This is a genomic window from Pseudomonas sp. AGC41, assembly GCF_057334555.1.
This window is the reverse complement of sequence record NZ_JBHFJB010000002.1, coordinates 1-11,118: the sequence shown is the minus strand read 5'-3', so window position 1 is coordinate 11,118 and position 11,118 is coordinate 1. Positions and strand designations below refer to the sequence as shown.

2 protein-coding genes are annotated in these 11,118 nt (G+C 64.9%); both read left to right on the top strand.

The genetic code is table 11. The annotated features are described in order from the left end of the window. On the top strand, positions 1-1,002 hold a 1,002-nt coding region (locus tag ACE04F_RS00285; protein WP_486103958.1), incomplete at its 5' end, for a phosphopantetheine-binding protein. Further along, on the top strand, positions 1,002-11,118 hold a 10,117-nt coding region (locus ACE04F_RS00280), incomplete at its 3' end, for an amino acid adenylation domain-containing protein (protein WP_486103956.1). The genes ACE04F_RS00285 and ACE04F_RS00280, both read left to right, overlap by 1 nt.

Below are 11,118 nucleotides of genomic sequence, written 5' to 3'. Positions count from 1 at the left end.
GACAGGACGCCTTCGCGAGCAGGCTCGCTCCCACAGGTAAGTGTGGGGGTTGAGCATGTCTATGACCTTTATGGCCCCTCCGAAGACACCACCTATTCCACCTGGACCCGCCGCACCGCCGGCGGTACGGCAAACATCGGTCGCCCGCTCAAGCACACCGCCAGTTACCTGCTCGACGCCAGCCTGCAACCGGTGCCGCAAGGCGTCTCGGCGGAGCTGTACCTGAGCGGCGCGGGCCTCACCCGGGGTTACCTCGGGCGCGCGGCGATGACCGCCGAGAAATATTTGCCGAACCCGTTCTCGACCACCGGCGAACGCCTGTATCGCAGCGGTGACCTGTGCCGCTATCGCGCCGATGGCGTGCTCGAATACCAGGGCCGACTCGACCATCAGGTGAAGCTCCGCGGCTTCCGCATCGAGCTGGGGGAAATCGAGGCGCGGCTGCTGCAGCAAGCCGAGGTAAATGACGTCGCCGTGCTGGCCCAGGACGGTCCCGGCGGCCAACAGTTGGTGGCCTATGTGGTGACTTCGACCGATACCGACACGCTACGCGATCAACTCAAGGCCAGTCTCAAGGCACACCTGCCCGACTACATGATCCCGGCCCATTGGCTGTTCCTCGACCACCTGCCACTGACCCCCAACGGCAAGCTCGACCGCAAGGCCTTGCCGGGCATCGAGGCCGGGCGCTCACAAAACGCTTACGAAGCACCGGTCAGCGACCTTGAACAGCAAGTCGCAGCGATCTGGGCCCAGGTGCTCACCGTCGAGCGCGTGGGCCTGCACGATCACTTCTTCGAGCTGGGCGGCCACTCGCTGCTGGCGGTCACCGCCGTTTCGCGCATGGCTCTCGAACTGGGGTTGAGCCTGACCCCGCAGCTGTTATTCCAGCACCCCGTCCTGAAGGATTTCGTCGCCCGACTCGACAGCGGCGACGGGCCGATCAACGAACAGAAACTGAACAAGCTGGACGCCCTGCTTGATGAAATGGAGGAAGTCTGATGGACAAGAGTGTTGCTTTGAGGGTTGCCAAGCGCTTTATCACTCTGCCGCTGGACAAACGCCGGCTGTACCTGGAAAAGATGCTGGAGGAGGGCGTCTCGCCGGCCAACCTGCCGATCCCCGAGGTGCGTTCCGGGTTTGAACATGTTCCGCTGTCCTACGCCCAGGAGCGCCAGTGGTTCCTCTGGCAGATGGACCGTGACAGCTCGGCTTACCACATCCCCAGCGCCTTGCGCCTCAAAGGGCAGCTGGACGTGCCGGCGCTGGAGCGCAGCTTCAATGCCGTGGTCGAGCGCCACGAAAGCTTGCGCACCACGTTCGCCGAGCACGGCGAGCAAACCGTGCAGATCATTCATCAACATATGCCCTTGAGCATCGCGGTCGAGGCGCTGCCCGCCGGTTCGCCGGCCAGCCAGGACGAACGTATCAAGGCCTGCGTCGAAGGTGAAACCGCGCGTCCGTTCGATCTGCGCCAAGGGCCGTTGCTGCGGGTTTCGCTGTTGAAAGTTGCCGAAGACGACCATGTGCTGGTGCTCATCCAGCACCACATCATTGCCGATGGCTGGTCGATGCAGGTGCTGGTGGATGAACTGGTCCGGCACTACGCTGCCGACATCGGCGGCCAGCCGCTGGCCTTGCCGGATCTGCCAGTGCAATACGCTGATTATGCGATCTGGCAACGGCACTGGCTGGAGGCCGGCGAGCGTGAGCGTCAATTGGCCTATTGGGTCCAGACCCTCGGTGACGAGCAACCGGTGCTTGAACTGCCGTTCGATCATCCGCGCCCACCGGTGCAGAGCTTTCGTGGCGCGCGCCTGGATTTGACCCTGGGCGCGGAACTGGCCACCGCGCTCAAGCAGTTGGCCCAGCGTGAAGGCGCCAGCCTGTTCATGGTCTTGCTGGCCTCGTTCCAGGCGCTCCTGCACCGCTACAGCGGGCAACCGCAGATCCGCGTGGGCGTGCCGACGGCCAACCGCAACCGGGTCGAGACCGAAGGGCTGATCGGCTTTTTCGTCAACACCCAGGTACTCAGTGCCGACGTTGACGGGCAACTGCCGTTTGATCAGTTGCTCGCCCAGGTCAAGCAGTCGGCCATGGCGGCCCAGGCCCATCAGGACTTGCCATTCGAGCAATTGATCGAGGCCCTGCAACCTGAGCGCAGCCTCAGCCACAGCCCGATCTTCCAGGTCATGTTCAACCACCAGAACGCCGACGCCACTCGAAGCCGGCAGATGCACCTGCCGCAGCTGCGGGTCGAGGATCTGGTATGGGAAGGGCGTACCGCCCAGTTCGACTTGACCCTGGGCACCTATGAGACCGCGCAGGGCATCGCTGCGGAACTGACTTACGCCACCGACCTGTTCGACGCGCCGACCATCGGGCGCCTGGCCGGGCACTGGCAGAACCTGCTGCACGGCATCGTCGATGCGCCACGCCAGCGTATCGGCGAACTGCCGCTGCTCGACCCGGCGCAACAGCAACTCACGCAGCAGCAATGGCTGCGGATGGCCGACCACACTGACGAAGCCGTTTGCGTGCACCAGCGCATCGCCGAACAGGTGCGCCGCAACCCCGAGGCGCTGGCGCTGACCATCGACGACCAGGTCCTGAGCTACGCACAACTGGATGCGCGCGCCAACCAACTGGCCCATCGCCTGATCGACCTGGGCGTGATGCCCGGCCAGTTGGTGGGCATCGCGGTGGAGCGCAGCGTCGAGATGATTGTCGGCCTGCTGGCGATCCTCAAGGCCGGCGCCGCCTATGTGCCGCTGGATCCGGCGTACCCCGAGGATCGCCTGGCCTACATGATCGAGGACAGCGGCATCGGACTGCTGCTGACCCAGGCCCGTTTGCAGGCGCGTTTGCCGATCCCGCCAAGTCTTCAGACGCTGTTGCTGGACCAGCCGGACGCGGCACTGCAAGCAGCCCCGCAAACCTGCCCGGTGGTGCCGCTGACTGGCGAACACCTGGCCTACGTCATCTACACCTCCGGTTCCACCGGCAAGCCCAAGGGCGTGATGGTGCGCCATGGCGCCCTGAGCAATTTCATCCACAGCATGATCGCCGAGCCGGGTCTCGTGCCCGGCGACCGCATGCTGTCATTGACGACGTTCTCTTTCGATATTTTCGGCCTGGAAATCTACGGGCCTCTGTCGGCCGGGGCCAGCGTGGTGCTGACCGGCCAGAACGTGCACCAGGACCCGCAAGCGGTGCTGGCGCTGATCGAACGACACGCTGCCAGCGTGCTGCAAGCCACGCCGTCGAGCTGGCGCATGTTGCTCGATCATGAGCAGGCTTCGCTGCTGGCCGGGCGGACCTTCCTCTGCGGCGGCGAAGCGTTGCCGCTGGAACTGGCGCAGCGCTTGCTGGCGCTTTCGCCGAACGTCTGGAACCTCTACGGCCCGACCGAAACCACCATCTGGTCGGCGCTGCATCCACTGAGCCCGGAGCGCGACCGTCCGTTCCTCGGTAAACCGCTGGACAACACCGCACTGTACATCGTCGGCAGCGACCTGAGCCTCAATCCGCCCGGTGCGCCGGGGGAGCTGCTGATCGGTGGCGCCGGCCTGGCCCGTGGTTATTTCCAGCGTCCGGCGCTGACCGCCGAACGCTTCGTGCCGGACCCGTTTTCCGCCACGGGCGAGCGCCTGTACCGCACCGGCGACCTGTGCCGTTATCGCGCCGAAGGCGTGGTCGAGTACCTCGGCCGGATCGACCATCAAGTAAAAATTCGTGGTCTGCGTATCGAGCTGGGGGAAATCGAAGCCGCGCTGCTGGCCCAGGACAGCGTGCGCGAAACCGTGGTGGTCGCCCACGAAGGCCCGACCGGCGCGCAATTGGTTGCCTACGTGGTGCCCGCCAGCGGCGCAGTGCCGGAGCCGGACGCGCCGTTGCGCACCGCACTCAAGGCGACCCTCAAGGCGCAGTTGCCGGAATACATGGTGCCGGCGCACCTGTTGTTCCTGGCGCAACTGCCGCTGACGCCCAACGGCAAGATCGATCGCAAGGCCTTGCCAGCGCCCGAGGCCAGCGATTTGCAGCAGGCCTACGTGGCGCCGCGCAGCGAGGTCGAGCAACAGGTCGCGGCAATCTGGCAGGACGTGCTCAAGCTTGAACGCGTGGGGCTGGAAGACAATTTCTTCGAACTGGGCGGGCATTCGCTGCTGGTGACTCAGGTGGTCTCGCGGGTCCGTCGGGTGCTCGGCATCGAAGTGCCGCTGCGCAGCCTGTTCGAACACAGCACGTTGCAGGCGTTCGTCGCCGCCTTCGATACCACGACAGGCGAACAGGCGCCGGCCATGACGCCGGTGCCTCGCGACGCGCCGCTGCCGTTGTCCTTTGCCCAGGAGCGCCAGTGGTTCCTCTGGAAAATGGACCCCGACGGCGCCGCCTACAACATCCCCACCGCATTGCGGATGCGCGGCGCATTGGACAAGGACGCGCTGCGCAAGAGCTTTGCCGCACTGGTCCAGCGCCACGAAAGCTTGCGCACCGAATTCGTGGAAGAGGATGGACGCACTTGCCAGATCATTTGTGAACAGGGCGAAGTCGACTATACCGAGCAGCGCCTGGAAGGGAGTGATATCCAGGCCTTCCTTGAACAGCAGACGCAACGCCCGTTCGATCTGCTGAATGACGCGCTGCTGCGCGTGGTGCTGTTGGAAGTGGCCGAGGAGGATCACCTGCTGGTGCTGACGCTGCATCACATCGTCTCCGACGGCTGGTCGTTGCAGGTGATGGTCGACGACCTGATGAGCCTGTACTCGGCTTTCGTCCAGGGTCAATCGGCACAGCTGCCGCCATTGGCGGTGCAATATGCCGACTACGCGGTCTGGCAGCGGCAATGGATGGCGGCCGGTGAGCGCGACCGCCAACTGGCCTACTGGTCGGCGCAACTGGGCGGCGAACAGCCGCTGCTGGAACTGCCCACCGATCACCCGCGCCCGGCGCAACAAAGCCTGCGCGGGGCACGCCTGCCGATCGTGCTGGATCGCGCCCTGAGCGATGACCTCAAGGCCCTGGCCCGGCAAGAAAACGTCACGCTGTTCGTGCTGTTGCTCGGCTCGTTCCAGGCATTGCTGCATCGCTACAGCGGCCAGGCCGACATCCTCGTCGGCGTGCCGATCGCCAACCGCCAACGGCTGGAAACCGAGCGGTTGATCGGGTTCTTCGTCAACACCCAGGTCCTGCGCAGCGAATTCCCCGGCGACCTGACCGGCGCCGCTTTGCTGCAACAGCTCAAGCAGACGGCCATGGCCGCGCAGATGCACCAGGACCTGCCGTTCGAACAACTGGTGGATGCCTTGCAGCCGCAGCGCAACCTGAGCCACAGCCCGCTGTTCCAGGCGATGTTCAACCACCGTAACGAAACCGCCTCGGTGTTTGCCAAGGCCTTGCCGGAGCTCGACGTCGAACCCGTAGGCTGGACACAGCGTACCGCGCAATTCGACCTGAGCCTGGACACCGTCGAAAGTCCCCAAGGCCTGCACGCTGCCCTGACCTACGCCACCGATCTGTTCGAGCCGGCGACCATCGAACGCATGGCCGGGCATTGGCTCAACCTGTTGCGCAGCCTGGTGCAGGACCTGCACCGCCCGCTGGCGCAATGGTCGCTGCTGGACGAGGACGAGCGTCGCCACATGCTGATCGACTGGAACGCCACGGCGCGGCAATACCCGCTCGAGCGCAGCGTCCAGGCGCTGATCGAGGAACAGGTACGCCGGACCGCGGATGCGCCTGCGCTGGTCTTCGGCGAGCAGCGCCTGAGCTACCGTGAGCTCAACGCCCGGGCCAACCGCCTGGCCCATCGCTTGATCGACCTGGGCGTCGGCCCCGATGTGCTGGTGGGCATCGCCATGGAACGTTCGGTGGAGATGGTGCTCGGGCTGTTGGCGATCCTCAAGGCCGGCGGCGCCTACGTGCCGTTGGACCCTGAGTACCCGCAGGATCGCCTGGCCTACATGTTCGAAGACAGCGGCATCGGTTTGCTGCTGACCCAGCAACACCTGCTTGATGCTTTGCCGATTCCGCAGGGGCTGCGCAGTCTGCTACTGGACCTGCCCGTTGAGGAGTCGTATGCCAGTCGTGAGGAGAATCCCGACGTCAAGGTGTACGGCGAAAACCTGGCCTATGTCATCTACACCTCCGGTTCCACCGGCAAGCCCAAGGGCGCGGGCAATCGCCATTGCGCCCTGGTCAACCGCTTGTGCTGGATGCAGCAGGCCTATGGCCTCGATGCGACTGACAGTGTGCTGCAGAAAACGCCGTTCAGTTTCGACGTCTCAGTGTGGGAATTCTTCTGGCCGCTGCTGACCGGCTCGACGCTGGTGGTGGCCGCGCCGGGCGCCCATCGCGACCCGGCGCAACTGATCGAGCTGATCACCGCGCAGCGCATCACCACGCTGCACTTCGTACCGTCGATGCTCCAGGCGTTCGTGCAGGACCCGCGGGTAGCCGAATGCACCAGCCTCAAGCGGATTGTCTGCAGCGGCGAAGCGCTGCCGGTGGATGCCCAGCAGCAGGTGTTCGCCAAACTGCCGAACGCCAGTCTGTACAACCTCTACGGCCCGACCGAGGCGGCCATCGACGTGACTCATTGGACCTGCGTCGAGGAAGGCCGCGACAGCGTGCCGATCGGACAGCCGATCGCCAACCTCGGCACCTACATTCTCGACGATGAACTGTCGCCGGTGCCGGTCGGGGTGATCGGCGAGCTGTACCTGGCGGGCGAAGGGCTGGCGCGCGGTTACCATCGGCGCGCGGCGTTGACCGCCGAACGGTTCGTCACCGCCCCGTTCGGCGCTGGCCAGCGCTTGTACCGCACCGGCGACCTGGCGCGTTATCGGGTCGATGGCGTGATTGAATACGCCGGGCGAATGGACCATCAGGTGAAAATCCGTGGCCTGCGCATCGAGTTGGGCGAAATCGAAGCGCGTCTGGCCGAACACGAGGCGGTACGCGAAACCGTGGTCCTGGCCCAGGACGGCACGTTGCTGGTGGCCTACGTGGTGCCGGCGCGCGCTGAGCTGCTGGCCGCCGACGACGCCGTTCGCCAGGCGCTGCAAGTGCGCCTCAGGGAACATCTGAGCCAGTCCTTGCCCGACTACATGGTGCCGCAACACTGGGTGTGGCTGGAGAAAATGCCGGTCAGCCCCAACGGCAAGCTTGAGCGCAAGGCTCTGCCGAAGGCCGATCCGAGCGCCAGCCCGAAGAGCTACAGTGCCCCGGTCAGCGCCGTGGAAAACACTTTGGCTGCGATCTGGCAAAGCGTGCTCGGACGCGAACGCGTAGGGCGGACCGACAATTTCTTCGAGCTGGGCGGCGATTCGATCATTTCCATCCAGGTGGTGAGCCGCGCCCGTCAGGCCGGGATTCATTTCAGTCCCAAGGACCTGTTCCTGCACCAGACCATCCAGGGCCTGGCCGGGGTGGCAACCACCGGAGACAACGGGCCGGTCATCGATCAGGGCCCGGTAACCGGGCAGACGGTATTGCTGCCGTTCCAGCAGTTGTTCTTCGAACAGGCCATGGCCGAGCCCCATCATTGGAACCAGTCGGTGTTGCTCAAGAGCTTGCGAGCCGTGGATGCCGCGCATCTGGAGCAGGCGTTGCAGGCTCTGGTCGAGCATCACGATGCGTTGCGCCTGGCCTTCGTCTGCGAGGCAGGCACCTGGACCGCGCGCCACAATACCCTGGCCGAACAGCGCACGCTCTGGCAGCGCTCGCCGCTGTTGTGGACCGCCGAGGTGGCCGATGCGCCGGCCCTTGAACGCCTGGCCGAACAAGCCCAGCGCAGCCTCGACCTGCACGATGGCGCGCTGCTGCGCGGGGTGCTGGCGAGCCTGGCCGACGGCAGCCAGCGACTGTTGCTGGTGATCCATCACCTGGTGGTGGACGGCGTGTCCTGGCGTGTTCTGCTGGAGGACCTGCAACAGGCGTACGAGCAGTTGCAGGCCGGTCAGGCGCCAGCGTTGCCGGCCAAGACCACGGCTGCGCAGACCTGGGCGCAACGATTGCAGACCCATGCCGGCAGCACGACGTTGCAGTCCCAGCTGACGTATTGGCAGGAGCAGTTGCAAGGCACCGGTCATGACTTGCCTTGCGACCGTCCAGAGGGCGATTTGCGCAGGTGTCATGGCGCCCAGGTCCAGACGCGGCTGGACAAGGACCAGACGCGCCGCCTGTTGCAGCAAGCGCCGGCGGCTTATCGCACCCAGGTCAACGACCTGCTGCTGACCGCGCTGGCGCGGGTGATCGGCCGTTGGACTTCACAGGCCTCGACCTTGATTCAGCTGGAGGGCCATGGCCGTGAGGCGCTGTTCGAGGATATGGACCTGAGCCGCAGCGTCGGTTGGTTCACCAGCCTGTTCCCGGTGCGCCTGGCCCCGACGGCCACCACCGAAGGTTCGATCAAGGCGATCAAGGAGCAACTGCGGGCGATCCCAGACAAAGGGCTCGGCTTCGGCGTGTTGCGTTACCTGGGCGATGAGCCGACGCGGCGCACCCTCGCGGCGCTGCCCGTGCCGCGCATCACCTTCAACTACCTGGGCCAGTTCGACAGCGGCTTTGCCGACGACGCCGACGGCCTGTTTGTCCCGGCCAGCGAATCGGCGGGCGCGGCGCAGAGTCCGTTGGCGCCGCTGGACAACTGGCTGACGCTCAACGGCAGCGTCTATGCCGGCGAGTTGAGCATCGACTGGACGTTCAGCTCACAGATGTTCGATGAAGCGACGATCCAGGCGCTGGCCCAGGATTACGCTGGGGAATTGCAGGCATTGATCGACCACTGTTGCGAGCCGCGGCACCACGGGTTCACGCCGTCGGACTTCCCCCTGGCCGGATTGCAGCAGCAACAGTTGGACGCCTTGCCGCTGGTGGCGCGCGACGTGGAGGACATCTATCCGCTGTCGCCGATGCAGCAGGGGATGCTGTTCCACACGTTGTACGAGCAGCAGGCCGGCCACTACATCAACCAGATGCGCGTGGATGTCGAAGGGCTGGACGTCGAGTGCTTCCGCCAGGCCTGGCAAGCGGCGACCGACGCCCACGACGTGCTGCGCAGCGGTTTTGTCTGGGAGGGTGATTTCAAGCGTGCATTGCAGGTGGTGCACAAGCGCGTAAAGGTCGCGTTGCAGCTTGAGGACGGGCGCACACAGGCTGACCTGGTTCATTATCTGGAAACCCTCGCGACAGCCCAGCGTCAGCAAGGGTTTGCCTTGGACGCGGCGCCGTTGTTACGGTTGGTGGTCGTGCGCGTGGCGGACGAACGCTATCACCTGATCTACACCTGCCATCACATCCTGATGGACGGCTGGAGCAATTCGCAGTTGCTCGGCGAAGTGCTGCAACGCTACAGCGGTCAACCCGTCGCCGTGTCCGGCAGCCGCTACCGCGACTACATCGCCTGGCTGCAACGCCAGGACGCGGCGGCCAGCGAAGCGTTCTGGAAACCGGCGCTGCAACGGCTGGAGGCGCCAACACGACTGGCCGATGCGGTGGCCAAACCGGCCGAGCTGGGCAGCGGTTACGGCGATCACGTCCACGTGCTGGATGAAGCGTCGACCCGCCGCCTGGAAGCCTTCGCCCGTGCCTCGAAAGTCACGGTAAACACGCTTGTGCAAGCGGCGTGGTTGCTGCTGTTGCAGCGCTACACCGGTCGAGAAACGGTTGCCTTTGGTGCGACGGTCGCCGGTCGCCCAGCGGACTTGCCTGGCATCGAGCAGCAGATCGGTTTGTTCATCAACACCTTGCCGGTGATCGCCAGCCCTCGGGCCGAGCAGTCCTTGGACAGTTGGCTGCAAGCGGTGCAGGCGCAGAACCTGGCCTTGCGCGAGTTCGAACACACCGCGTTGCTGGATATCCAGCGCTGGGCCGGGCAGGGCGGTGACGCGCTGTTCGACAGCCTGCTGGTGTTCGAAAACTATCCGATCGCCCAGGCGTTGGAGCAGGGCGCGCCGGACGGTTTGCGTTTTGGCTCGCCGGTGACTCAGGAGCAGACCAACTATCCGTTGACGCTGCTGGTGGGGTTGGAGCGGCAGCTGTCGGTGCACATGAGTTATCAGCGGGCGAGCTTTGCTCCGGATACGGTGGAGCGGCTGGCGGCGCATCTGGCGCAGTTGCTTGGGCAGATGAGCGCCAATGGCGAGCGCTGCCTCGGTGAACTGTCGATGCTGGAATTCGATGAGCATCAACGTTTGACCCATGACTGGAACCCGGTCGATGCGCCGTTCGAACAAGACGTTTGTGTTCACCAACTGATTGCCCGTCAGGCCGACGCTTCACCGGATGCCCAGGCAGTGACTTTTGCCAACACACGCCTGAGCTACAGCGAACTCGACGGCCGGGCCAATCGCCTGGCCCACAAGCTCATCGAACTGGGCGTCGGCCCAGAGGTGCGGGTGGGCGTGGCGATGCCGCGCTCCGAGCAGTTGCTGATCGCCTTGCTGGCGGTGCTCAAGGCCGGCGGCGCGTACGTGCCGCTGGACCCGGATTACCCGGCCGAACGCGTGGCCTACATGCTTGAGGACAGCCGCGCGCGGGTGTTGTTGACCGAGCAGGCGGTGGCGCAGACGCTGACGGTTCCGGCTGGCACCGAAGTGCTGATGCTGGACCGGATTGAGTTGAGCTCATATCCCTTCAACGCACCGGGCACAACAGTCACCCCGAACAACCTCGCCTACGTCATCTACACCTCCGGTTCCACCGGCAAACCCAAGGGTGTGGCCATCGCCCACCGAAACGTCTTGGCGCTGATCGACTGGTCCAGATCAGTCTACAGCCGCGACGATATCCAGGGCGTCCTGGCGTCGACCTCGGTGTGCTTCGACCTGTCGGTGTGGGAGCTGTTTGTCACCCTTGCCAACAGCGGCTCGCTGATCATCGCCCGCAACGCCCTGGAACTGCCGCACCTGCCGGCCCGCGATCAGGTGCGCCTGATCAACAGCGTGCCTTCGGCGATCGCCGCGTTGCAGCGCAGCGGCGAGATCCCGGCCAGCGTGCGCATCATCAATTTGGCCGGTGAGCCGCTGAAGCAGAGTCTGGTGGATGCCCTCTACCCATCACACCTCACCTGTGGGAGCGAGCCTGCTCGCGAAAGCACTGGATCAATCAATGATG